The 23,124-nt window shown below is 53.8% G+C and carries 18 protein-coding genes; 5 read left to right on the top strand and 13 right to left on the bottom strand.

Annotated elements, in window-relative coordinates; translation table 11 throughout:
• Positions 1-164 precede the first annotated feature (164 nt).
• Genes QWF21_RS04500 through QWF21_RS04515 form a run of 4 tightly spaced genes read left to right on the top strand, consistent with a single transcriptional unit; the run spans position 165 to position 3,551 of the window.
• Positions 165-1,847: a carbon starvation CstA family protein gene (locus QWF21_RS04500; RefSeq protein ID WP_330086855.1), complete on the top strand. Its 1,683-nt coding sequence runs from the start codon at positions 165-167 to the stop codon at positions 1,845-1,847.
• Positions 1,844-2,116 carry a cory-CC-star protein gene (locus QWF21_RS04505; protein ID WP_305944576.1) on the top strand — a complete coding sequence of 91 codons (273 nt, stop codon included), beginning with the start codon at positions 1,844-1,846 and terminating at the stop codon, positions 2,114-2,116. The genes QWF21_RS04500 and QWF21_RS04505 overlap by 4 nt, the downstream gene beginning before the upstream one ends.
• Entirely contained in the window at positions 2,107-3,114 is a 1,008-nt protein-coding gene (locus QWF21_RS04510; RefSeq protein WP_330086856.1) for an ArsA family ATPase, read from the top strand. The genes QWF21_RS04505 and QWF21_RS04510 overlap by 10 nt, the downstream gene beginning before the upstream one ends.
• 56 nt (positions 3,115-3,170) lie before the next feature.
• Positions 3,171-3,551, top strand: a complete 381-nt coding sequence (locus tag QWF21_RS04515) for a SirB2 family protein (protein ID WP_330086857.1) — start codon at positions 3,171-3,173, stop codon at positions 3,549-3,551.
• Here QWF21_RS04515 and QWF21_RS04520 read toward each other — a convergent pair.
• From QWF21_RS04520 to QWF21_RS04570, 11 genes are all read right to left on the bottom strand, one after another.
• Positions 3,548-3,835: a hypothetical protein gene (locus tag QWF21_RS04520; protein WP_330086858.1), complete on the bottom strand. Its 288-nt coding sequence runs from the start codon at positions 3,833-3,835 to the stop codon at positions 3,548-3,550. The genes QWF21_RS04515 and QWF21_RS04520 overlap by 4 nt on opposite strands.
• Positions 3,836-3,874: 39 nt before the next feature.
• Positions 3,875-4,276 (bottom strand): ribonucleotide reductase subunit alpha, encoded by a 402-nt coding sequence (locus QWF21_RS04525; RefSeq protein WP_330086859.1) that lies wholly within the window; start codon positions 4,274-4,276, stop codon positions 3,875-3,877.
• 112 nt (positions 4,277-4,388) lie between these two features.
• The gene (nrdD, locus tag QWF21_RS04530; protein WP_330086860.1) at positions 4,389-6,224 is read right to left on the bottom strand and encodes an anaerobic ribonucleoside-triphosphate reductase; all 1,836 of its coding nucleotides are present in this window, start codon (positions 6,222-6,224) and stop codon (positions 4,389-4,391) included.
• Positions 6,225-6,239: 15 nt separating this feature from the next.
• Positions 6,240-6,689, bottom strand: coding sequence for an anaerobic ribonucleoside-triphosphate reductase activating protein (gene nrdG / locus QWF21_RS04535; protein ID WP_330086861.1), 450 nt, complete (start codon positions 6,687-6,689; stop codon positions 6,240-6,242).
• Positions 6,690-7,211: 522 nt separating this feature from the next.
• On the bottom strand, positions 7,212-8,420 hold the full coding sequence (locus tag QWF21_RS04540) for an alginate export family protein (RefSeq protein WP_330086862.1): 1,209 nt from the start codon (positions 8,418-8,420) through the stop codon (positions 7,212-7,214).
• Between the two features lie 163 nt (positions 8,421-8,583).
• On the bottom strand, positions 8,584-9,858 hold the full coding sequence (locus QWF21_RS04545; RefSeq protein WP_330086863.1) for a diguanylate cyclase: 1,275 nt from the start codon (positions 9,856-9,858) through the stop codon (positions 8,584-8,586).
• A gap of 125 nt (positions 9,859-9,983) precedes the next feature.
• The gene (locus QWF21_RS04550; protein WP_330086864.1) at positions 9,984-10,751 is read right to left on the bottom strand and encodes a peptidylprolyl isomerase; all 768 of its coding nucleotides are present in this window, start codon (positions 10,749-10,751) and stop codon (positions 9,984-9,986) included.
• A 148-nt stretch (positions 10,752-10,899) separates the two neighbouring features.
• Positions 10,900-11,598: a respiratory nitrate reductase subunit gamma gene (gene narI, locus QWF21_RS04555; RefSeq protein ID WP_330086865.1), complete on the bottom strand. Its 699-nt coding sequence runs from the start codon at positions 11,596-11,598 to the stop codon at positions 10,900-10,902.
• Positions 11,595-12,335 (bottom strand): nitrate reductase molybdenum cofactor assembly chaperone, encoded by a 741-nt coding sequence (gene narJ, locus QWF21_RS04560; protein WP_330086866.1) that lies wholly within the window; start codon positions 12,333-12,335, stop codon positions 11,595-11,597. Before narJ ends, narI begins: the two co-directional genes overlap by 4 nt.
• Before the next feature lie 3 nt (positions 12,336-12,338).
• Positions 12,339-13,874 (bottom strand): nitrate reductase subunit beta, encoded by a 1,536-nt coding sequence (gene narH / locus QWF21_RS04565; RefSeq protein ID WP_228591709.1) that lies wholly within the window; start codon positions 13,872-13,874, stop codon positions 12,339-12,341.
• A gap of 20 nt (positions 13,875-13,894) precedes the next feature.
• Positions 13,895-17,617, bottom strand: coding sequence for a nitrate reductase subunit alpha (locus QWF21_RS04570; RefSeq protein ID WP_330086867.1), 3,723 nt, complete (start codon positions 17,615-17,617; stop codon positions 13,895-13,897).
• Positions 17,618-17,954: 337 nt separating this feature from the next.
• On the opposite strand from QWF21_RS04570, the gene QWF21_RS04575 reads away from it, so the two are divergent.
• On the top strand, positions 17,955-19,748 hold the full coding sequence (locus tag QWF21_RS04575) for a histidine kinase (protein WP_330086868.1): 1,794 nt from the start codon (positions 17,955-17,957) through the stop codon (positions 19,746-19,748).
• Here QWF21_RS04575 and QWF21_RS04580 read toward each other — a convergent pair whose 3' ends face one another.
• Positions 19,749-20,528: a substrate-binding periplasmic protein gene (locus tag QWF21_RS04580; RefSeq protein WP_330086869.1), complete on the bottom strand. Its 780-nt coding sequence runs from the start codon at positions 20,526-20,528 to the stop codon at positions 19,749-19,751.
• 46 nt (positions 20,529-20,574) lie between these two features.
• Positions 20,575-23,121 (bottom strand): EAL domain-containing protein, encoded by a 2,547-nt coding sequence (locus tag QWF21_RS04585; protein WP_330086870.1) that lies wholly within the window; start codon positions 23,119-23,121, stop codon positions 20,575-20,577.
• Between the last annotated feature and the right edge of the window lie 3 nt (positions 23,122-23,124).

A 23,124-nucleotide genomic window follows, 5' to 3' on the forward strand; every position in this document is an offset into this window, starting at 1 on the left:
AAAGTGCGTTATTGTAGGTAAATCAGCTGTGTTGCTCAAGCACTTCGATAGAGCCGTTATATCAGCAGCACCTGAATAATTCGCCCTTGGTCGAATACTTGCCATCTGCTGGCTGCTGTATCATGCTTGGTTAAACGTAACGCCCTGAAACAAGAGGTGCTGGCATGAGTGCGGTCTTTTTAATGCTGATGGGGCTTGGCGCAATGGCGCTGGGTTATTTTATTTATTCGAAGTTTATTTGCGAAAAGATCTTTCAGGTCGACCCTAACTTTCGCACCCCGGCGCACCAACTGCAGGATGGGGTCGATTATGTGCCGACCAACAAATACATTCTGTGGGGCCATCATTTTACCTCAGTAGCTGGCGCTGCGCCGATCCTGGGCCCGGCCATTGCTGTGATTTGGGGCTGGGTGCCAGCTTTTCTTTGGGTGGTGTTTGGCACCATTTTCTTTGCCGGCGTGCACGATGCCGGTGCCATCTGGGCCAGTAGCCGCAACAAAGCCCGTTCGATTGGTGCTTTAACCGGTGAAATTGTCGGTAACCGCGCCCGCAGTATTTTTATGATTGTGATTTTTCTGGTGCTGTTGATGGTTAATGCCGTCTTTGCGGTGGTGATTGCCAATCAGTTGATCAATTTCCCCAGTGCCACCTTGCCGGTGTGGGGCGCAATTGTGGTCGCGCTGATTATTGGTCAACTAATTTACCGCAAAATAATAGGTTTGCTGATGGTGACCATCCTGGGTGTCACCGCGCTTTACGGCATGATCTACCTTGGCCCTATGCTGCCGTTTTCGCTGCCGACAGAAACCGTGCTGGGCTTGACGGATCGCCAAAGCTGGATCGTGCTGCTGTTTGTCTACGCCGCCATTGCATCGTTATTGCCGGTCTGGGCCTTGCTGCAGCCGCGCGATTACATCAATGGCATTCAACTCTTTATTGGGCTGGGATTATTGTATGGCGCTGTGCTGCTGGCCAGTCCGGACGTAGTAGCGCCAGCGTTTAATAGTGACGTGCCAGAGGGCACTCCGTCCATTATTCCTTTGCTGTTTGTCACCATTGCCTGCGGCGCGATTTCAGGCTTTCATGGTCTGGTGGCCAGCGGTACCACCTCTAAACAACTGGATAAAGAGCCGGACCTACGTTTTGTGGGGTATTTTGGCGCCGTGGGTGAAGGGGCATTGGCACTGGCGGCTATTATTGCGGTGAGTGCTGGCTTTGCTACCCTGGCCGACTGGCAAGCCATTTACCATAATTTTGGTGAAGGTGGTGTTGCTGCCTTTACCCGTGGTGGTGCCAACATTTTGGAGCAGGGACTGGGGCTGGATACCGTGATGGCGCAGACGTTGCTTACCGTGATGGTGGTGCTTTTTGCCGGTACCACCATGGATACTGGCTTGCGCTTGCAGCGCTATATTTTTCAGGAGTGGGGCAGTATATACCGTATCGGCTGGATGCAGAAAACACTGCCAGCCACCTTACTGGCGGTGGGCTGTTGTTTGTTGCTGGCCTTTGGGGCCGGCGGTGATGGGGCCGGAGGCATGCTGATTTGGCCGTTATTCGGTACCACCAATCAGCTGCTGGCTGGCTTAACCCTGCTGGTGATTACTGTGATGCTGGTGAAACTGGGGCGGCCGATGTGGTACACCCTGGCACCGCTGCTGTTTTTGCTGTGCATGACCACCCTTGGTCTTTTGATCCAGCTAAAAAGTTTTTATGACAAAGGCGACTGGTTCCTGTTCACGCTGGATTTGGTGATCCTGGCTGCTGCTATCCTGGTAATTTTGGAGGCCAGCTCGGCTTTAACCAAGCAGATCAAGGCCAATAAAGCGGCGGTCAGCAAGCCATGAAACTGGATGCCATCAAAGCCTGGTTTCGCCAGGCCAGCTTTTATGCCGAAGAAGCCTACAACGCGCCTTACCGCTCAGCCATTGCCCGGGCGAAGCGCGAGCAGGATGATCTCTTTATGCTGCTGGTATTCTCGGAAATGATGGGCGTGCCGAATCCGGCCAGTTATTACACCCTGGAGCTGCAACCTTTGTTGCTGGAGCGCTTTCATGACTGGCATCAGCGTATGGGGATGGAGCACTCACCATTGGATCAATTCCGATGCTGTTAACTGGCCAGCGCTTGCTGCTGATAGGCGGCAAAGGCGGGGTGGGTAAAACCACCGTCTCAGCGGCCTTGGCGGTGCTGGCCAGTCAGCGCGGCCAGAAGGTATTGCTGGTTTCGACCGATCCGGCGCACAGTCTGGCCGATGCCTTTGGCCGGGCGCCGATAGGCGATAGCATGACCCGGCTCGCCCCCAATCTGGATGGACTGGAGTTGGATCCGGATCGTGAGGTCGAGCAGCATTTGGCCAAAGTCAGCGCCCAGCTAAAGCGCTTTACCCGCCCTGAGATGTTCGTCGAAATTGAACGGCAGATGCGTCTGACCCGTCAGTCGCCTGGGGCTCAGGAAGCGGCGATGCTGGAGCGGATTGCTAACACCATCGAGCTTGGTTTAAGCGATTACGATCTGCTGATTTTTGATACCGCCCCAACCGGCCATACGCTGCGACTGCTCAGCCTGCCGGAAGCCATGGCCGCCTGGACGCAGGGACTATTGCAAGCCAATCAACGCTCCCAAAAGCTGGGCGATGTGCTGGATCACCTAACTCCCAAAGCCGGCCGTGATCTGGATAACCCCATGGGCGATCCCAGCCAGCATGCCACCGCCGGGATGGATGAGCGCAATAAAGCCATCACCGAAACCTTGCTGGCGCGTCAGCGCTTGCTGCAGCGTACCCGTGAGATCTTACTGGATCATCAGCAAACGGCGCTGTTGTTTGTGCTGACACCAGAAAAACTGCCTATCTTAGAAACCATGCGAGCGGTCAGCAGTTTGCAGCAAGAGCAGCTGCCACTAGCCGGCCTGGTGGTGAACCGGGTATTGCCTGAAGACGCCGATGGCCATTTTCTGGCGCAGCGGCGTCAAACCGAGCAACAGCATCTGGCGCAGATCAACACTGAATTTGCCAAACTGCCGCGTTATCAGCTGCCGTTGCAAGCCAGTGATATTCAGGGGCTTGAGGCATTGCAGCAGATGGCGGCTTTATTGAGCGAAGCCGGGTTTTAGTTGCACTCTTTCTGGTATACCATAGCCATACTTAGCTGAAACCCATAAGGATCTCCATGGAATACTATGTGCCGATCAAGCATTTGCATATGCTGTTTGCCTATTTAACGGCGTTGCTGTTTACCTTGCGCTTAGTGCTGGATGCGGTGGGCAAGCCAGGCTGGCGTCAGACACCGCTGCGCTTTATTCCACACATCAACGATACCTTGTTGCTGACATTTGCTGTGGCGCTTTGGCTGCTTGGTCCCTGGCAGTTGATGGCACACGGTTGGCTAGGGCTGAAAATTGTGCTGCTTTTCGGCTATATTGGCGCAGGTCTGGTGGCGCTGAAACCCAGCAAGCCTAAAGGTTTGCGGATTGGCTTTGCCGTGCTGGCGCTTGGCTTACTGGCGGCGATTTTCCACCTGGCCAAGGCCAAACCAATGCTGTTTGGTTAGGTATCGGCTATCAACTGATTGCGAATTAAGTTGCGCTCGACGCTTTGGCATAGTTTGCCAAAGCGTCGTAACTCATCAAACCTTGGCGCACGGCCTTGCCGGATGGCGCTTTCCCAAAAACACAGCTCCGAATCCACCATTTCCAGCAGCTTTTTCGGGCAACCCTGACAGTCGGTGTTGCGAATACCGCAGACATAAGTGTCAGGCTCGTACAGCGGAAAGCGGTTTTTGACCTCATCGATCAGCTGCAGCATGGCGGTTGCCAAATCAGGTTTTTTGCTCATGACTGTATCTGCATCGCTGCTCTGCGCGAACTGCAAGGCTTACTGAAACTGCAGCAATTCACCTTGCTTATTCACCGCCAGAAAATTCGCCACCTGGCCGGCTTCAATCCGTTGCACCATCAGTTTTAGTGGCTGAACCGCTTCGTCGGAGTTAGGTGCAAAGCCAGCGCGGCCTTCCATGCTGGAAATAAAGGCCAGATCCCAGTCGAGCTCGGTTTTTTTCGACTCATCAACAAAAGCCGCTAAATCCCGCACTTCTTCCGGCAGTTTATCGACACAAAGTACCGACTCCAGATAACCACCTTCGCCTTGCTCAAAGCGTGCTTTTTGCGCCAGGGTTGCGTCTTTGGGCAGTTGGACTTTTGCCAGCACAAACAACAATCGCTGCGGCTCGGCCTGATGGCAGGCCATGTCGATAAACTGAGAATAGGTTGAAAACATAGGGCACCTGATATCGGTTAACTTACTGTCGAGCAGTGTAGCAGCCAAAGCGCGGCTGGCCGATCAGGCAAAAGAGGCAGTGGCTACCCCGAATGGGGTAGCCGTTTGGTGATTAAGCTTCTGCGGCAACGGCCTGAGGTATTGTGGGCTGAGCGCGGAGCGGCTGAGGCGTCCTGTGATAGTGCCGCAGCCCATGCTCTTTTCGCCGGCCGCTGCTAAAGGCCGAGACCCGTTTTAAATAGCCAATCACCCGGGTGCCGTGATCTACATCCAGGCTGCCGCAGTGGCTGCAATGGTGCAGGGTGCGCTTATCGATGGCTTCGCACTGATTGCAGATGGTGATTTTGACATTGACGCAGAAGTAATTGCAGCCGGTATGGGCGGCTATGTTCAGCATTGCCAGGTAGCCGTCTTCATCCAGCTTTTCATCTAAGTTAAGATGCAGCGCCGAGCCGCCATCCAGGTAATCCAGCAGCTCTTTGCCATGCAGCTGAAATTTATCCAGCGCATTGGTCTGCTCGTCTTCCACCACATAGAAGTAGGAGTTGTAGCAATCGCGTGGTACCTGATAGCCATCCTCCCGGTCCCATTTGGCGTTTTTAATCCCCAAGTTTTCAGCCGGCACAAACTCAGTGTTAAACAGATAGCCATATTTGGCTTTGGCGGCTTTGTTGGCGTCAAAAATGGTTTTTAGCTGCTCCCGTACAAAGGCGATGTAGGCCGGGTTGTTGCTGGCCACCAGGCCTTGCGATTCGGCTGCTTCCACCATGCCATTGATGCCGATGGTTAGAAACTGCTTATCCAGCGTGATAAAGCCAGCGTCGTATACGGTGAGCAGACCTGCGGCCAGATACTCTTCCATCAGCTTGCGGTAGGCCACCTGGTACTTGTGGATCTTATCGACTTCGGTGGCCAGATCGCGGCCATCCTGCACCAGCCGGTTCATATTGATGGTAATCACATTGATGGAGCCGGTGGCGACGCCGCCTGCGCCCAGTGAGTAAGAAAAGGTGTTGTCGCTGATTTCGCTGCGCAGCCGACAGCACGAGGCCAGCGAGTCGGCATTGTCCGACAGATAAACAAAAAAGGAGCTGTCGTTGGCCAGTTGTTTGGCCATACTTTGAGCAAAGTGCTGATCTTTGCACTGGCCCTGTTCGGTCAGCATGGCAACGGTAACCACCGGAAAGGTCAGGATGGTTTTTTTTCGCTCTTCATTAAACCAATCGAGGAAAAAATGCTGCAGGGCATTCACCGACGACCAGTTGGGTTTGGTCAAGTCGTCATCCGGAAAAACAAAGTTGCCAAACATGCTGTCGAAGTAGTGCTGATCGTACACCGAAATGTTCCAGAACACGCTTTGATAACCGCGGGCGGCGGCGGGCTGGTTCAGCGCATAGACCACATGCTGCAAGTGATTGGCAATCAGCTTGGGGTGGGTTTGCAGGTAGTTGTCGCCGTAGTCTTTGCGGGCAAAGTAGTCGAAGTAGGTGAGGAACTCGACGGTGGCGACAGCGCCGGCAAATTGGCTGCTGATGGCAAAGACAAAGTTGACGAAACAGCCGCAGAACGACTCCAGATGCTGGGGCGCTTTTGACTCACCGCCGAGCTTGGTCAGGCCATCGCGCAGGAAGGGGTAAAGGGTCACCGAGACGCAGTAAGGCTTTAAGCTGGTTTCATCGTGCACATAGATCTCATGCTGCTCGATTTGGCGGCCATACTCTTTTGCCAGCTCAGGGCCAAACAGTTCAGCAATCTTCTGGCTGACTTTGCCACGATTGACCTGAATAAAGATGTCTTTCATCATTTCGGCTTCTAAGGTGGCGATGTTTTTCTGGGTGACATTGGCGTTGGCATCCATTTTCGAGCCATCGGCGGCATTTTGGGCGCTTAAGTAATGGTCGATAAAATCCAGTTTTTGCTGCAGTTGGTCAGGTTGTAAACGTAACATAGTCAAGCTCCTTGCTTAGCGGATAAAACGGTGGTTCAGGGTTTGGCCTGTGCGTAAATCCACCAGTCGTTGGTTGGTAGTAAGGCTGTCCAGGCCGCCGCGCTCAGGCAGCCAGCGGCCGGTTTTTAAATAGGTCAGTTCAGCTTTTAGCTTGGGATCGATATCATCCAGCCCGGTGTAGAGGCAGGTGCGAAGGCCGTGCCGGCGCGCCAGCTTCAGCTTGCGTTGTAGTTCAGTGCTGTGCCATTCACCGCCCAAAAACAGCACACAGCTGATCAGGCCCCGGTACTGGTTCAGACGTTGCTCAAAGTAGTCATCGGTCAGCAGGGTGCCCTGGCTTGCATCCCAGGTCTCGGTGCTGTGGCAGCCTTTGCAGCCAAGTGTGCAGCCGGTGATGGTGTAGGCCAGCGAGACCTCCCCTGGAACCTCCTGCCAAACTACCTGTTCGATACTAAAATGCAGCATAAAAACCTATATATAGTGTTGTTGATTGTTTTTGTGTCTATATCTTGTGTTTTAGGGTAGGTGTTCTGTGGATGGGAAGCTTGATCTGGATCAAGGTTTCGCTGCTGTCCAGGCTTGCCATTCCCTCAGAGCCGCATGCTTGCTGGATCCTGTACCCCTTCATGGATAGTGCTGCTGTAAGTTAAAAAAAACCGCCCGCTGAAAACCAGGGGCGGTGCAGAGGAGCCAGGAAAACTGGCTGTGGAGTTGGTAAGAAATACTTTGTGTTGCTTTACAACTACACCCGAGGCTCTAGCGATCGGGTTTGGTGTTGAGAACAGTGACCGGGTAACACACGCAGACACGCCGTGAACCCATCCCTGGGGGCTCTGTTTTGTGAACTGCGTCCATGCAGTTCACCCTGCGGGCCAGCGGAGCTGTCCAAATCCGCTCCCTGCGAATTTGTGTCCATCCATGGCAAAAAAGGTCTGCTTAGCGTACCCGATCACTGTCCTCCGAGAGCTTTGTTGTTACATCAAACACTTAAATCGAATAACTCAGCATCAGCCAGAGTTTCCGGCTATCGACGGCAAAGTTACTGGCCTGATAATCCGCCAGCTTTAGCATGCCCTGCAGCTGATTGCTGAAACGGTAACTGGCCGTCAGGTTCCACTCGCTGCCATAGCGCCGGCCATCGGTATCGCTGTGGTAGCGGTGGTAGTTCAGTGCCACCTGTACCGGGCCGGCAGGATGACGTACCCCCAGCCACTGATCGCGCAAACCATCGTTTGGTGTCACTAAAAACAAATCGGCAAAGCCCTGAAAGGCATGCAGGGTAGCCAGCGGCGTTTGAAAAGCACTGCTGCCATCACCGGCCAGCCGCTCGGTGCCGGCTATCAATTGCAGTTTTTGCTGTTGCCAGCTCAGTTGCAGCCGGTGGTAATGGTGTTGGTAACTCAGCGGTGCATCATGGCGGTCTTGCTGTCTGGCTGCTGCTAACTGCAGGCTAAAGCTTTGTTGCTCGCCCAAGGCCCATTTGCCCTGGTAGTCCAGGCCAAAGGTCAGGCTGCTGCGCACGGCCCAGTCGTTAAAGTCCAGATCGTAGCCATAGGCTGCCAGTTGCTGATTAGGGTTGAGTTGCCAGCTTAAAAGACCGGTATAAAACTCACCACGCTGATTGGCCGCCGGGCCTTTGGGGCCAAACACCCGGTTGACGTTGTGCAAACGGGCCAGATCCAGTGTGATGGCCGGTGTAAAACTGTGCTGTAGCCGGTAACCATCATAGGTTTGTTCGTTCTGCCGCCAGCCGACACCGCCTAAAAAGCGCTGATTCAGATGGTTAACGCGCTGGCGTCCCATCGTAAAACTGGTGTCTTCACTCAGTTGGTACTTAAGGGCAGCCTGGTTGATATCGGTGCCTTTCGGATCGGCCACCACGCTGTACTGGCTGTTGCCATTGACGGTGCTGTGGTAGGTTTGGCCACCCAGCACACTGACATTGTCCACTTCCAGCAAACCAGACAAGCCATAAGCCTTGCCGGTGGTCAGGGTTAAACGGCTGCGCAGAGTGGATGCCAGGGCGTCTTTTAATGCATTGTCTTGTCCCACATGCTCGATGCGGTAGCGAAAATTGGTATTGATCTGGCTATCATTCAGCGCAGCGCTCAGGGTATTGGCGCTGCTATCTGCAGCGGCAAGTGCCAGGCTGGGAACCAAGGCGAGGCAAGGTAGGGCGAACAGTGGTGATTTCATGGCAATCTCCTGATGTGATTGCCGTTATCTTAGGTAAGCTGCTGATGGAACCATTGATGAAGATCAATAAAATCATTCAGTTACCAATAGCTGGGTACTAGAGGTTACCTGCTCCGGGGGGCAAGTTGAGTCTGTGTTTACCTGTTTGGGTAGACTGACTGGATTAAACAGTCACCACCTGATTACGACCATTTTGCTTGGCCTGGTACAGGGCTTTGTCGGCTCTGGCAAAGACTTCATCAAAAAACTCTTCATGGGCTGAGCTCAGGCTGGTGACACCGATGCTGACGCTGGTCGCAATGCCTTCCGGTTGTAGCTGGTACAACAGCTGGCAGAGCTGGTACGCTTTGTCGGTGGCCATGGCGAGATCTTGCTGATGTAGCAGTATCACAAACTCCTCGCCACCAAAGCGGGCAATGCAGTCGTGCTCGGCAAACTGTTGGCGCAAGGCTTCGGCAATCCGTTTTAACACCTTGTCACCAATATGGTGGCCGTGTTGATCGTTCACTTGTTTAAAATGATCGATATCTATCACCAGCAAGGACAGCGGTAACTCTTGTTTGCGGGCTTCGGCAAAGCGGCGCTTAGCCACTTCGCCCATAAAATGACGGTTGTACAGACCGGTGAGGTGGTCTTTGGTGGCAAGCTCCAGCAGCCGCTGTCGTTCCCGGGTTAATTGATCCACCAGCCGGTTGGCGGAAATCAGGTTGTTGATGCGGGCAAAGAGTTCTTCATCCAATACCGGCTTGGAAATGTAATCATTGGCACCGGATTGCAACGCCAGAATACGGCGATTGATGCTTTCCAGGCTGGTTACCGCCAGAATGGGGGTTTGTAGAAAGCGAGGCTCTGAGCGCAGTTGTTGGATAAAATCGATACCGGTTTCATTATCTTGCAGCACGATATCGGTCATAATAAGATCGTACTTATTGTGCTGCAACAGCTCCAGCGCCTGTTTGATGGAAAAAGCATGGTCCATCGAAAGGCCCAATCGCTTGAGCTTGGCATCGGTGGCTTTGGCAACGGTCAGGCTGTCTTCCAGATACAGGGCTTTGCCACTAATGTTGTAACGAAATGGGCCAAGCGGGATCAGGCTATGCAACGCCTCTTCCAGTCGTGGTAAGTCGTCTTTACGGATGATATCGGTAGCACCTGCGGCCAGGGCAGAGGACAAAAGCTCAGGGTTGGACTCGGACGTTACGATAAAAATCGGCAAGTGTTTGGCCTGATCGTCGGCGCGAACTTGCTGGCAAAACTCGATGCCGGTTAGATCTGCCAGGTACATGGCGACACAGATAAACTGAAAGTGGTGAGCACTCATGGCACGAAAGCCAGCCGTGGCAGTATCAACAAAAGTAATATCGAAGTCGTAGCTTTCCAGCATTCGGGACAAAATGCGCTGATAGGTTGGGCTGGGTTCAATGATCAAAGCGCGCATGCTATTCCTTTCTTAAAGAGCTTGCTATTAAGTCTAACCCACTGCCTCCCAATGGTAAAAATAAAGTTGTCGCTTTTTTGTGATACCAAGGCACCCGGCCGGTGCTTTAGGTCGGGTGCTTTGGTCTATTGCATTAAAGGAGAGTCTGATAAATTAAAATCGTAACCCTCAATAGTGGCCTGTACCACTAAGGTATGGATGTACTGGGCGATGGCTTTGCGCCGTACTTTTTCATTCAGGTAATCGGCAATTTTCTGCTCTACAGCTGCAAGGGGCAGCGGCTGGCCGGCGATTTTTTGCTGAATAAAGACCAGATGAAAGCCATAGCGGCTTTCAACCGGCGCGGGCATCAGGCCCGCCTCAGCTGCGAACAGTTGGCGCTCAAATTCCGGCACGGTCTGGCCTTTGCTGATTTGGCCTAAGCTGCCACCGGTCTGGCTGGAAGGGCAGGCGGAGTATTTGCGCGCCAGTTCAGCAAAAGCCTGGCCTTGCTGCAGTTGTTGCAGCAATTCTTCGGCCAGTGCTTTGGCGTGCACCCGCTCTTGGTCATCATCCGGCGCTGCGGCCAGCAGAATGTGTTGCACTTCGAGCAAGGGAGAGCTGGTAAAACGCTGTGGGTTTTGCTGGTAGTAGTGCTCGCATTCTTGCCGGCTGGCGGTCGGAATGGGCACTTCGCGTTCAATCAGCTGTTCCAGGTAATCGTGTTCGCTGGTGCTGCTTTGATTGGTGGCTACTTCCAACCCAAGCTGCTGGGCGCGTTGGCGCAGTAGCTCGGCAATCACCAGTGACTCGGCAGCTTTTAGCATGGCAGCGCGCTGCGAGTCGGCAGGGTGGTACTGCATTTCTGCCAGGATGGCCTGTTCAGAAATTTGGGTTTGGTTGACTTGGATCATTTGAAATTTCCTATGGACCAAAAGGTGTTTGTTTATACCGCGATCTGGCAGAGCTGGATGGTGGAGCAAAAATCAGGGCCTGACCAGCATCCATGCTGTTCAGGTCCCCTTTATTGCTTCCCCCAGCATCGCCTTCAGACATTGGTGTTTAAGCCTTACGGCCACCAAAGCGACGGCGTACCACCTGATAGTTGCGGCCGAAGTAACCAACCGGCACGCTCCAGATATGCACCAGGCGGCTGAACGGGAACAGCACGAACAAGGTCACACCCCAGAAGATATGGGCTTTGTAAATCCAGTGCAGATCCGCGACAAAACCAATGGCTTCAGCCGGACGGAAGGTCAGCAGGTAACGCGACCAGCTCATCAGATCTTTCATCACATAGCCGTCCATATGACCGGTGGAGACAAAGATGGTCAGAATGCCCAGGATCAGCTGCCAGTAAATCAGCAGCAAAATCAGCGTATCCATGGTCGAGCTGCTGGCGCGTACCCGTGGATTGAACAAGCGGCGGTACACCAGCATGGTCATGCCGATAAAACAGATCAGACCGAAGAAGCCACCGACGCCCATGGCAATCAGCTGTTTGCCTGCCAGAGTAATGCCAAGGAAATCCCAGACTTCGTAGGGGATCACCAGGCCAGCAAAGTGACCGGCAAAGATCATAATGATGCCGACATGGAAAAACACACTGGCCACGCGGAAGTACTTTTTATCCAGCATCTGACTGGACTGGGCTTTCCAGCTGTACTGCTCGCGATCATAGCGCAGCAGGCTGCCCAGAAAGAAAATCACCGAAGCAATGTAAGGGTAGATCCCAAACAACAACATATCTGTAAAGTTCATGACGCAACTCCTGAGCGGACAGTGTTTCCGGGTGCCTGGCTGGCATCGGTCCATTGCAGTGGTACGTGGTGATCGCGCCGCTGCTTTTCAGAGGGTTTGTGGCTGCTGCCGCAGCCATCCTGTTCTGAGCCCGGGCCAAAGGTCACCATTTCTTCTTCCCAGACTTTATCCAGCGCTTCTTTGGTATCGTCGCGCTGCTCGTTTTTCAGCTGCTCGCGCACCGAGTCCAGTTCCACATCGACCCCAGACAGTTCCAGCAAAGCACTGAACAGCACCTGATAATTGCAGTTGCGCTGCTCCAGCCGGCACAGCAGCACCGACAGAATATGCGCCACTTCAGCCAGGCCCAGAGCGGCATTCTCGTCGCCCTGAGTGCTTAAGAACTCCAGGTATAGCGGCAGATGATCCGGCAGCTCGCGCACATCAATCTGCAGGCCAGCCGACTTGTACTGATTCATCAAATCGACCATGGCCTGACCACGGTCACGCGACTCGCCATGCAGGTGCTCAAACAGCAGCAAGGACAAGGAGCGGCCGCGCTCAAACAGGCCGTCGTAATCGGACTGCCAGTCCATCAAATCGCCGCTAAAGCGTTGCTCGATAAAATCGAGCAGGCCTTGTTGCTGCGCTTCAGACAGCGGCGACTCCGCCACCAGTTGTCTGGCGTCGGCTTTGGCTGCCAACAGCGCTTCGGTTGGGTATTCCAGCAACAGGGAAATCAGTTGTAGTATGCGCATGCCTTACTCCTTTACCGTGACCGGGATCACTTTGCGGACCCCTTTGCTGCTGCCACCAAAGATGTTCAGCTTGCTGTCACCACCGCCACAGCCATTGCCGAAGCTAAAGCCACATTCGCCTTTTAAATCGTAGGCATTTTCGGCGTAAGCCCGGTGGCTGGTTGGGATAACAAAACGATCTTCAAAGTTGGCCAGCGCCATGTAGCGGTACATTTCCTCGACCCTATCTTTGCTCAGGCCGACCTGCTTCAGCACTTCCAGATCTTCCACGCCATCCACCTGCTGCGAGCGTTTATAGGCCCGCATCGCGATCATCCGCTCCAGCGCCCGAACGACCGGTGCTTCGTCGCCTGCGGTCAGCATATTGGCCAGGTAACGCAGCGGAATGCGCAGCGATTTCAGATCCGGGATTTCACCGTTCATCCCGACATGGCCGGCTTCGGCCGCGCTCTGAATGGGCGACAGTGGCGGTACGTACCAGACCATCGGCAAAGTGCGGTACTCCGGGTGCAGTGGCAGCGCCACTTTCCAGTCCATCGCCATCATGTAGACCGGTGAGCGCTGGGCGGCTTTTAACCAGTTATCCGGAATGCCTTCCTTGCGTGCCGCCTCTATCACCTTGGGATCGTGCGGGTCGAGGAACAGGTCCAGCTGCGCCTGATACAAGTCTTTCTCGTTGGCAACGCTGGCCGCGGCTTCAATTTTGTCGGCGTCGTACAGCAGCACGCCAAGGTAGCGGATGCGGCCGACGCAGGTTTCTGAACAGGTGGTGGGCTGGCCGGCTTCAATCCGTGGGTAGCAGAAGGTGCATTTTTCCGACTTGCCGGTTTTCCAGTTGAAGTAGATTTTTTTGTACGGGCAGCCGGACACACACATCCGCCAGCCGCGGCACTTGTCTTGGTCAATCAGCACAATGCCGTCTTCTTCGCGCTTGTAAATGGCACCACTCGGGCAAGAGGCAACACAGGTCGGGTTCAGACAGTGTTCGCACAGCCGTGGCAGGTACATCATAAAGGTCTTTTCAAACTGACCGTAGATGTCTTTTTGCACCACTTCGTTGAAGTTCTGGTCTTTTTTGCGTTTTTCGAACTCGGTACCAAGAATTTCTTCCCAGTTTGGGCCCCACTCAATTTTTTCCATCCGCTGGCCGCTGATCAGCGAGCGGGGCCGGGCGACCGGCTGGTGCTTGCTGTCTTTGGCGTTGTGCAGATGCTGGTAATCAAAATCGAACGGCTCGTAGTAGTCGTCGATTTCCGGTAGGTCCGGGTTGGCAAATAAATTCGCCAGCACCCGCAGTTTGCCACCGATTTTGGGCACCAGCTTGCCGTTGCTTTTTCGCTGCCAGCCGCCTTTCCACTTGTCCTGGTTTTCCCATTCTTTTGGAAAGCCAATGCCCGGCTTGGTTTCAACGTTGTTGAACCAGGCGTACTCCACGCCTTCGCGCGAGGTCCAGACGTTCTTGCAGGTGATGGAGCAGGTGTGACAGCCAATGCATTTGTCCAGATTCAGCACCATGCCGATTTGTGCTCTGATTTTCATGATAACTCCTTACTCCAACCTTATTCGGTATCCAGCCAATCGACCTTGTTCATTTTGCGAACAATGACGAACTCGTCGCGGTTGCAACCGACGGTGCCGTAGTAGTTAAAGCCATAGGCCTGCTGGGCGTAGCCACCAATCATATGGGTTGGCTTCATCACGGCCCGGGTCACCGAGTTGTGAATGCCGCCGCGGCTGCCGGTCATTTCCGAGCCCGGTACGTTCACAATCCGCTCCTGAGCGTGGTACATCATGCTCATGCCTTCCGGCACCCGCTGCGACACCACAGCCCGGGCTGAAATAGAACCATTGACGTTGAAGATTTCGATCCAGTCGTTGTCTTCAATGCCGGCGGCTTTGGCGTCGATTTCACTTAACCAGACAATGGGGCCACCGCGGGATAAGGTCAGCATCAACAGGTTGTCGGAGTAGGTGCTGTGAATGCCCCATTTCTGGTGCGGGGTGATCCAGTTCAGCACAATTTCCTTGTTGCCATTGGGCTTCTGGTTCAGCACCGGCTGCACCGTTTTCAGGTTGATTGGCGGCTTGTAACTGCACAGCTGCTCGCCAAAGTCACGCATCCACTCGTGATCCTGATAGAACTGCTGGCGGCCGGTGATGGTGCGCCATGGGATCAACTCGTGCACATTGGTGTAGCCGGCGTTGTAGGACACATGCTCATCTTCTAAACCCGACCAGGTGGGGGAGGAGATGATTTTGCGCGGCTGCGCCACGATGTCGTTGAAGCGGATCTTTTCCTCTTCTTTTGGTTTGGCCAGGTGGGTGTGATCGCGGCCGGTAATTTTGCTCAGCGCGCCCCAGGCTTTTACCGCCACATGGCCGTTGGTTTCCGGTGCCAGCGATAAAATCACTTCGCAGGCATCGACTGCCGACTCAATCTTGGCCAGGCCTTGATTGATGCCTTCGCCGGTGTGGGTGCGGTTCAGTTTACGCAGGAACTCGACTTCTTCTTTGGTATCCCAGCCAATGCCTTTGCCGCCATTGCCGATGTTTTCCATCAGCGGGCCAAGCGAGGTAAAGCGGGCGTAGGTGTTGGGGTAATCACGCTCCACCACATTGATGTGCGGCATGGTTTTCCCCGGAATGGCTTCGCATTCGCCTTTCCACCAGGCTTTGACACCATACGGCTGGGCCAGCTCGGCCGGGGTATCGTGGTGCATCGGGGTGGTGACCACATCGGTTTCTTTGCCCAGATGGCCCACGCAGACGCGGGAGAATTCTTTGGCAATGCCTTTAAAGATGTCCCAGTCACTGCGCGCTTCCCACACCGGATCTATGGCGGCGGTCAGCGGGTGAATAAAGGGGTGCATGTCCGAGGTATTCATGTCGTCTTTTTCGTACCAGGTGGCCGTTGGCAACACGATGTCGGAATACAGACAGGTAGTGGACATCCGAAAATCCAGCGTCACGAACAAATCGACCTTGCCTTCGGCCGGCTGGTCGGTCCATTCCACATCTTCCGGTTTTTTGCCGCCAAACTCGCCCAAGTCTTTACCGAGCAAACCATGCTTGGTGCCAAGCAGATGGCGCAGCATGTATTCATGGCCTTTGCCACTGGAACCCAGCAGGTTCGAGCGCCAGATGAACATATTGCGTGGGAAGTTTTGTGGGTTTTCCGGCTGCTCGCAGGCAAACTTGACTTTGCGCTCTTTCAGTTGCTGCAGCACATAGTCTTTTAGCTCCACCCCGGCGGCTTTGGCTTCGGCTGCCAGGCCCAGTGGGTTCACACCAAGCTGCGGTGCGGAAGGCAGCCAGCCCATGCGCTCGGCGCGGCTGTTGAAGTCGATAATGCTGCCAGACCACTTGTCTTTGTTGGCCAGTGGCGAAATCACTTCGCTCATGTCCAGTTTTTCATAGCGCCACTGGCTGGAGTGGTTGTAGAAAAAGGAGGTACCGTTCATATGGCGTGGCGGACGTTGCCAATCCAGCGCAAAGGCCAGTGGGGCCCAGCCGGTTTGCGGCCGCAGTTTTTCCTGGCCGACATAATGCGCCCAGCCGCCGCCGCTTTGGCCCACACAGCCACACAGCATCAGCATGTTAATAAGGCCCCGGTAGTTCATGTCCATGTGGTACCAGTGGTTCAGTGCCGCACCGACAATCACCATGGAGCGACCACGGGTTTTATCGGCGGTGCGGGCGAACTCGCGGGCAATGCGAATGACATCGGCACGTTTGACGCCGGTAATGGCTTCTTGCCAGGCTGGGGTGTACGGTACATTATCGTCAAAGCTTTTGGCGCGACTGTCATCGCCCAGGCCGTTGTCGACGCCGTAGTGCGCCAGCATCATATCAAACACAGTGGCGACTAACGCGATGCTGCCATCGGCCAGTTGCACCCGTTTGGCTGGAATTTTACGCAGCTGAAGGTCGCTGTGCTCAGTGTGCTGGAAGTACTGGTACTCGTGCGGCGCGCCGCCAAAGTAGGGGAAGGCGACCTCGACCAGTTCGTCGTGCTGATCTTTTAAGCTCAGCATTAAATCAACCTCACCCTGGCGGTCTTTTTGCTCCAGGTTCCACTTGGCGGCATCTTCGCCCCAGCGGTAGCCAATGGCGCCATTTGGGCTGGTCAGACGCTGATCTGCCGCATTGATGGCAATGGTTTTCCAGTCCGGGTTGTTGCTTTCACCCAGCTGATCAACCAAATCGGCCGCCCGCAGGAAGCGCCCCTGGGTTTTGTGGTCGCCGGCCTCGTCCAGCATCACCAGCATTGGCATGTCGGTGTAGCGTTTGATGTAGTCGGTAAAATAAGTGCTTGGGTTATCGACGTGGAACTCTTTTAAAATCACATGGCTAAAGGCCATGGCAAGAGCCGCATCGGTGCCCTGACGCGGGGCCAGCCAGGTGTCACCAAACTTGGAGGCTTCCGAGTAATCTGAAGTGATGACACAAGTTTTGGTGCCTTTGTAACGCACTTCGGTTAAAAAGTGCGCATCCGGGGTGCGGGTTTGAGGTACGTTCGAGCCCCAGACAATGATGTAGTTGGAGTTGTACCAGTCGGCCGACTCCGGCACGTCGGTTTGCTCTCCCCAGATTTGCGGCGAAGCCGGCGGCAGGTCGCAGTACCAGTCGTAGAAGCTTAAGCAGTTACCGCCAATCAAGGATAAGTAACGGGCACCGGCGGCGTAGGACACCATCGACATCGCCGGAATGGGCGAGAAGCCGGTGATGCGATCCGGGCCATAGGTTTTGGCGGTGTAGGTGTTGGAGGCGGCAATCAGCTCGTTCACTTCATCCCAGCTGGCGCGGACAAAACCACCCAGGCCGCGGCGCTCTTTGTAGCTTTTGGCTTTGACCGGATCGCTGATGATGGACTCCCAGGCTTTCACCGGATCGCTGTGCTGCGCTTTGGCTTCGCGCCATAGCTTCATCAGCTGGCCGCGCATCTTGGGGTACTTTAAGCGGTTGGCACTGTAGATGTACCAGGAGTAACTGGCACCCCGCGGACAGCCACGTGGCTCATGGTTTGGTAAGTCCGGCCGGGTGCGTGGGTAATCGGTCTGCTGGGTTTCCCAGGTGACCAGGCCATCTTTGACGTAGATTTTCCAGCTGCACGAGCCGGTGCAGTTGACGCCATGGGTCGAGCGAACCACTTTGTCGTGCTGCCAGCGCTGGCGGTAGCCTTGCTCCCAGCTGCGGTCCTGATCGGTGGTAACGCCATGCCCGTCGGAGAAGGGCTCTTTGCGCGCAGTAAAATAGCGCAGTTTGTCGAGTAGGTGACTCATCGTACACTCCTGGTCTTGTCCTGCATGAACAGACGGTTTTTACTTATTCAGTAGGCACATCATAGAAAGAACCGCTTAATGATGCTTGATTTGGATCAAGGCTGCCACTTAGCTAACTTACTGATTAAGAAGGGTAATACCTACTAAGTGGTAGTGTGTTTTGGGGCTAAATGCCTGAAAATGCTGGGGCTGAAATCACGGAACTACCCCCTTGGTGTGGTGTGCTAAGTGGGGTGGGGCAAAGGGGGTAGCTCGATTGTGCCGGCTGCAGGAACAATCGCGGCTGCATGCTGCTGCTTTTCAGGTTATGCTTAGATGAATTCGCATTGGAGATACTATGCGCCCTTTTTCCGTCGTTACCCGTATTAACATTGCGCTGGCTTGCATCGTGACGCTGGCGCTGACCACCATGATGGTGTCGTACTGGTTGTCGGATAAAGCCGACAGCGATGCCCATGCGGTCAATGTGGCGGGCTCCTTGCGGATGCAAAGTTACCGGCTGGCCTGGCTGAAATTGCAGCAAGAACCTGAACGCTTAGCCGGGGCAAAACAGCAGTTAAACAGCAGTTGGCAGCATCCGGTATTTAAACGTTTTTTGCACCAGCCAGAGATCCAGGCCAAGTACGATACTGCTTATCAGCATTGGGTGACGGTGGCACCGTTGCTGGCGGCCGAACAAACCGATATTGCTGAGCTGGAGTCCGTATTGACCGAGCAAGTCCGATTGCTGGATGAGCTGGTACTGGCCATTCAGCAGGATGCTGAGCAAAAAGTACGGGCCTTTCGCACCGTCCAGGTAGTGGCGGTGCTGGCGACCATTTTGCTGTCCATTGTTGTGATGTACTGGCTGAGGGTGATGGTGCAGGAGCCATTGCAGGACTTGATAAAAGGCGCCAGACGCATTGCGCAGGGCGATTTTACCCATCGTATTACAGTGCAGCAGCAGGATGAACTGGGCACTTTGGCGCACAGCTTTAATAAAATGAACAGTGCCATTGGTTACATGTACGGCAATCTGGAAAAGCGGGTGCAGCAGCAAACCGAAGCGCTACAGCACAGCAACACCCGTTTGCAGTTTTTGTTTGATATTGCCCGCAGCATCAGCGAGCACAGTCTGCACTCGGCCGATTTTTCCGAGCTGGTGACCGAGCTGCAGACCATTTTAAGTACCGATGAGCTGGAGCTGTGCCTGTTAACAGAGCAGGGCTCCAGCCCCTACTTACAAGTGCAACCGGAACAAAATCCACACATGCACTGCGTTAAAACCAGTTGTCAGGATTGTGTGTCGCAAGGGCAGGATATCCGTACCGAGCAAGCGCAGCTGGTGTATCGCTATCCTCTGGACAGAGAGCAGCACCACTTTGGCGTGCTGGTGGTTCGGCAGGCTAAGGATAAGCCTTTGCACGACTGGCAGCAGCAATTACTGCAATCGGTGGCTGATTTGCTGGCACTGGCGCTAAGTTTAAAAGGCGAAGAGGAGCAGGTACGACGTTTGGCCCTGATGCAGGAGCGCTCGGTGATTGCCCGTGAGCTGCACGACTCTCTGGCCCAATCCTTATCCTACTTAAAAATCCAGGTAACCCGGCTGAATAAAGGCCTGGCCAGTGACAACAAAGCCATGCTGCAGGATGTAGCCGATGAACTGAAAGAAGGTTTAAGTTCGGCCTACCGGCAGCTGCGAGAACTGCTCACCACTTTCCGGCTTAAGGTGGATGGGGCAGGGTTGCACCAGGCTTTGCAAACCACCGTCAAACAACTGACTGAACAATCCAGCCTGCGGATCCGCCTGGATTATCAACTGGAGCACTTGCCACTGACGCCGACCGAAGAAATACATTTGCTGCAGATCATTCGCGAAGCCAGCCAAAATGCCGTGCATCACAGCCAGGGCTCAGAGCTGTCGATAGAGCTGCGTCAGGGCAAAGACAAAGCGATAGAGTTACGACTGGAGGATAATGGCGTGGGCCTGCCGGCGCAGCCGGAAAAGCTCAATCACTATGGTCTGGCCATTATGCAGGAGCGCAGCCGGCAGCTTGGTGGCGATTTACAACTAAAAAACCGGCCTGAAGGAGGCACCGGTCTTTATTTCCGCTTTATACCTGAGTGCATGGCGCAACTGGCCAGCGCTTAATCAATCGTAAAAGTACCGGGCCCTGATTTGAGCCAGTTCACCACTGGCATAGATATGCTCCAGTGCTTGCTGCAAACGCTGTCGGGCTTCTATGGGTAAAGCTTTGGCTACTACCAGATACTGTGGCTCTTCTTTTAGCACCAGAGGTAGAAAATGGATCTGCTGCTCGATCCCCATGGCTCGGGCCGTATGCAGCACCCCCAGATCGGTGGAATAGTAAAAGCGACCGCGTTCAGACAGCAGCTTTAACAGGTTTTGTTCTCGGGTATTGGCACCACCATCGATACGCAAACCTGGTATGCTCTGCAACCAGTTATGGTGAGCCGTACCTCGATCTACCAATATCACAGCATCACGCCCCATTGCCACCACATCCTTCAGACTTCCAATCACTAAGCTGGCATCCTGTTGCCGTACCAATAGACGGTTTTGTGTGGAGTAGAGGGCTGGCTCCAGGTAATCGAACAACTCTGCCCGTTCATCCGTGTAGATGGCACCAACAAAGGCATCAATTCTGTTATGCTGCAGTTCATGCACAATACGGGGAAATGGCGTATTCAAGCGGTCAAACTGGAATGCCAAAGTGCCGTCGGCACGTTCTAGCGCTTGCATAATGTCTATGGCGAGGCCGGTATAGCTGCCATCCGCTTGCTCGATGTACTTCGGTGCACTGTCTTGCAGCATGGTTTTGATGATAAGTTCAGAAGCTTCATTGCCGGCTACTGCATAATTGCCAATGACCAGGCAGGGTAAGGCAAACAGCAAGGTTAAGATACTCATCGAATAATGCCTTTATTTTCCATAGCGTTAACCATAGGCTGAGTTGCTAACAAAGACAAGTCGAAGCGTTGGATACGCTGTTTTGGTGCAACCAGAACAGTAATTCAGGTATTGCCAATGCAGGTGCATACAAATAACCCTGCGCTATGCTGCAGCCCGCTTCTAATAGAAAATCCTGCTGTTGCGGGTGCTCCACACCTTCGGCGATCACATCCAGACCCAATGCTTTGGCCATGGCGATAATGGCCTGAGCAATTTGGGCGTCTTCGCTGTTGTCGGGCAGTTCATCAACAAAGCTGCGGTCAATCTTCAGACAATCGATCGGTAGTCGGCGCAAATAGGACAGTGAGGAATAGCCGGTACCAAAATCATCGATGGAAATACGAAAGCCTTGTTGTCGCAGGTGAGTGAGCAGGGCCAGAGTGGCATCAGCCTGCTCCGGGATCAGGCAGCTCTCAGTGAGCTCCAGTTCAATGCACTGAGGTGCAATCTGGGCTTGCTTTAACTGATGTTGCAAGCGGTGGCTAAATGTTGGATCCAGCAGTTGCATGGCCGAAATATTGACGGCAACCGGCATGGTCAGTTGGTAATGGCGAATATCACGGCAGACTTGAGTGATTACCTGATCACTGAGCAGGGAAATAAGCCCAAGCTTTTCCGCCAGCGGAATAAAACTGGCCGGGGAAATAAAACCATGCTCACGATGCTGCCAGCGTACCAGGGCTTCCAGACCGGTAACTGTGCCTGTTTTCAGGCAGACCTTAGGTTGGTAATAAACCTCCAGATGTTGCTGCTGCAGAGCCTGACGAAGTGCTTGCTCCAGTTTCAGCTCATTCTGTGTTTGTTGGCCTATGCTTTCCTGATAAAAACAAAACTGATTGCGGCCGGCATTTTTTGCTTGATACATCGCCACATCAGCATGCTTGATCAAGTGATCGGCGCTTTGCGCATCATCAGGGTAGACACTGATGCCAATGCTGGTGGTAAGAAAAAAATCCTGCTCCAATAAACGAAAGGGGTGTTCAAACTGACTAACCAGCCGTTTTGCCAGGCTGCTCAGCGAGTCGACGCTCTCTACTTCAGGCAATAAAATGGTGAATTCATCACCTCCCAACCGGGCGACAGATTCCCCCTCCCGAACCGTGGTCTGCAATCGTTTAGCCACTTCTTGTAAGGCATCATCACCGGCCTGATGTCCTAGTGTGTCATTAATACGCTTGAACAGATCCAAATCCAGAAACAGCACCGCCATCTGGTGTTGATGGCGATGGGCATTGGCCAGTGCCAGCTTAAGACGGTCCATAAACATCCGGCGATTGGCCAGACCGGTCAATTCATCCAGGTAGGCCAACTGATGAATCTTATTTTCCTGATATTTGCGTTCGCTGATATCGCTAAAAATAGCCGCAAATTGGCAAATATCACCATGTTCGCCCCGAATGGCGGTAATGGACAGCCACTCCGGGTAAATTTCGCCATTCTTGCGCTTGTTCCAGATCTCCCCTTGCCAGTGGCCTTGTTCCAGCAAGGTGGTCCAGAGTTTTTTATAAAAATCTTTATTGTGTAAACCGGAACTCAGCAGAGCAGGGGTTTGACCAATGGCTTCTTTGGCGCTGTAGCCGGTGAGCTGGCTGAAGCTGGGGTTGACGGATTCAATCACGCCATGCAGGTTGGTAATCATGATGCCATCCAGCGATGCATCAATCACTTTTTGTGCCAGTCGCAGGTAATCGGCCGAGGTGCGTAGCGCCTGATCGCGCATTTGCAGTGCCTGCTTCAGTTGCTCCACATAGGCGTACTCCACGTTAATCAGAATATCGCTGAACGACAGCAAACCGCAAATTTGCTTCTGTGGATTGCTCACAGCGATATGACGGAAGTTTTTTTCTTTCAGTAAGTCGACCGCTTGCAGCAAGCTGCAATCTGCCGTTACGGTTAGTACCGGACGTTTCGCCAGTTGCCACAACTCAGCATTGAAGTTGCCATCGGCAATCAGCCGGATTAAATCGCGTTCGGTAATAATGCCTGCACAACCATCCGGGTAGTCGACGATGGCCGCTTCGGCATTGTGCTGATGCATCATTTTAACCGCCTGATTCAGTGGCATACTGCTGGGTAAACAGAGTGGCGGTTTAGAGATGCTGGAGCCGACATCGCGCAATTTCAGGTAGTGCTCAATGCGCTGTTGGCGAATGATATCGCTTTGTGTCAGCATGCCAAGCGGTTGCTGCCGTTCATCCACTACCAACAAGCGGCGGATACGTTTTTGTAGCATCAGGCTGGCTGCCTGATTGAGGGGGGTATCCGCCTGCACATGAATGACCGGGCTGGTCATTAACTGCCAAATCGGCTGTTGGTAAGCATCGATTTGTTGGCAGTTCAGCCGCTTCGCATCGGCTTCAGTCCATATCCCCAGCACTTTACGATGCTCGGTCACCAAAATGCAGCTGACCTGATTCTGATGCATCAGACGGGCGGCTTGTTGCACCGGCGTATCGGGTGGGCAGCTAATCAGTTGCTTGCTGATCAGCTTAGAGACACAAGGCTCAGGCTCCTGAGCCTTGACAAACAATTCGGTCAGATGAGCTACCACAAA

Origin of the sequence: Alkalimonas mucilaginosa (assembly GCF_036327005.1) — a bacterium.
In the GTDB taxonomy this organism is placed as follows: Bacteria; Pseudomonadota; Gammaproteobacteria; order Enterobacterales; family Alteromonadaceae; genus Alkalimonas; species Alkalimonas mucilaginosa.

What these genes read in the sequence shown, in the direction of transcription:
- QWF21_RS04500 (WP_330086855.1), top strand. Translation starts at nt 165, where the DNA reads ATGAGTGCGGTCTTTTTAATGCTGATGGGGCTTGGCGCAATGGCGCTG.
- QWF21_RS04505 (WP_305944576.1), top strand. Translation starts at nt 1,844, where the DNA reads ATGAAACTGGATGCCATCAAAGCCTGGTTTCGCCAGGCCAGCTTTTAT.
- QWF21_RS04510 (WP_330086856.1), top strand. Translation starts at nt 2,107, where the DNA reads ATGCTGTTAACTGGCCAGCGCTTGCTGCTGATAGGCGGCAAAGGCGGG.
- QWF21_RS04515 (WP_330086857.1), top strand. Translation starts at nt 3,171, where the DNA reads ATGGAATACTATGTGCCGATCAAGCATTTGCATATGCTGTTTGCCTAT.
- QWF21_RS04520 (WP_330086858.1), bottom strand. Translation starts at nt 3,835, where the DNA reads ATGAGCAAAAAACCTGATTTGGCAACCGCCATGCTGCAGCTGATCGAT.
- QWF21_RS04525 (WP_330086859.1), bottom strand. Translation starts at nt 4,276, where the DNA reads ATGTTTTCAACCTATTCTCAGTTTATCGACATGGCCTGCCATCAGGCC.
- nrdD (WP_330086860.1), bottom strand. Translation starts at nt 6,224, where the DNA reads ATGTTACGTTTACAACCTGACCAACTGCAGCAAAAACTGGATTTTATC.
- nrdG (WP_330086861.1), bottom strand. Translation starts at nt 6,689, where the DNA reads ATGCTGCATTTTAGTATCGAACAGGTAGTTTGGCAGGAGGTTCCAGGG.
- QWF21_RS04540 (WP_330086862.1), bottom strand. Translation starts at nt 8,420, where the DNA reads ATGAAATCACCACTGTTCGCCCTACCTTGCCTCGCCTTGGTTCCCAGC.
- QWF21_RS04545 (WP_330086863.1), bottom strand. Translation starts at nt 9,858, where the DNA reads ATGCGCGCTTTGATCATTGAACCCAGCCCAACCTATCAGCGCATTTTG.
- QWF21_RS04550 (WP_330086864.1), bottom strand. Translation starts at nt 10,751, where the DNA reads ATGATCCAAGTCAACCAAACCCAAATTTCTGAACAGGCCATCCTGGCA.
- narI (WP_330086865.1), bottom strand. Translation starts at nt 11,598, where the DNA reads ATGAACTTTACAGATATGTTGTTGTTTGGGATCTACCCTTACATTGCT.
- narJ (WP_330086866.1), bottom strand. Translation starts at nt 12,335, where the DNA reads ATGCGCATACTACAACTGATTTCCCTGTTGCTGGAATACCCAACCGAA.
- narH (WP_228591709.1), bottom strand. Translation starts at nt 13,874, where the DNA reads ATGAAAATCAGAGCACAAATCGGCATGGTGCTGAATCTGGACAAATGC.
- QWF21_RS04570 (WP_330086867.1), bottom strand. Translation starts at nt 17,617, where the DNA reads ATGAGTCACCTACTCGACAAACTGCGCTATTTTACTGCGCGCAAAGAG.
- QWF21_RS04575 (WP_330086868.1), top strand. Translation starts at nt 17,955, where the DNA reads ATGCGCCCTTTTTCCGTCGTTACCCGTATTAACATTGCGCTGGCTTGC.
- QWF21_RS04580 (WP_330086869.1), bottom strand. Translation starts at nt 20,528, where the DNA reads ATGAGTATCTTAACCTTGCTGTTTGCCTTACCCTGCCTGGTCATTGGC.